Origin of the sequence: Pseudomonas gebzensis (genome assembly GCF_034427815.1) — a bacterium.
GTDB lineage: Bacteria > Pseudomonadota > Gammaproteobacteria > Pseudomonadales > Pseudomonadaceae > Aquipseudomonas.
Map to the genome: position 1 here is coordinate 1 of NZ_JAXQNS010000033.1, position 985 is coordinate 985.

Sequence of the window (985 nt, forward strand, 5' to 3'; positions counted from 1 at the left end):
TGGAGTGCCGGTAACAGGAGCTGTGACGCTGGCGGTGTAGATGATCGAGCCGCCCTCAGCGACCGATGGAGTAGCTGTTAGAGTCACGGTCGAAGTATCGACCGTGTCGGTTACGGTTGTGGTGACAGCAGTTTTGTTGGCCACCAGGCTTTCGTAGTTGCCGCCTGTAACGGTAGTGATGCTGTTGCTGACCGAGTCATGGCCGACGTATACATCATTGCTGACTGCTGTCGTTACAGTGCCGGAGCTTTGGCCCACGGCGATGGTGATGGTCTCGCCATTAGCGAGTTTCACGGTGACCGGGGCATTAGTCACCGGCGCGCTGACGGAAGCGGTGTAAACGATCGAACCGCCTTCTGCGACCGATGGGGTGGCGGTCAGAGTCACAGTCGAGGTGTCGACCGTGTCGGTGACGGCGGTTGTCACAACGCCCTGGTTCGCCACCAGGTTTTCATAGCTGCCGCCTGTAACAGTAGCGATGCTGTTATTCACAGCTGCATGGCCGACGTAGACGTCGTTGCTGACCGCTGTCGTTACAGTGCCGGAGCTCTGGCCCACTGCGATGGTGATGGTCTCGCCATTGGCGAGTTTCACGGTGACCGGAGTGCCGGTAACAGGAGCTGTGACACTGGCGATGTAGATGATCGAGCCGCCCTCAGCGACCGATGGAGTAGCGGTCAGAGTAACGGTCGAAGTATCGACCGTGTCGGTTACGGTTGTGGTGACAGCAGTTTTGTTGGCCACCAGGCTTTCGTAGTTGCCGCCAGATACATCCTTTATGCTGTTGCTGACCGAGTCGTGACCGACGTATACGTCGTTGCTGACTGCTGTCGTTACAGTCCCGGAGCTTTGGCCCACGGCGATGGTGATGGTCTCGCCATTAGCGAGCTTCACGGTGACCGGAGTGTTGGTGACCGGAGCGCTAACGCTGGCGGTGTAAACGATGGATCCGCCTTCGGCGACCGAAGGAGTGGCGGTCAACGTT

At 58.5% G+C, this 985-nt stretch carries 1 protein-coding gene; it reads right to left on the bottom strand.

The features are described from left to right. A partial coding sequence (locus SJI00_RS22335) for an immunoglobulin-like domain-containing protein (protein ID WP_322463853.1) occupies positions 1 to 985 on the bottom strand: 985 nt, incomplete at both ends.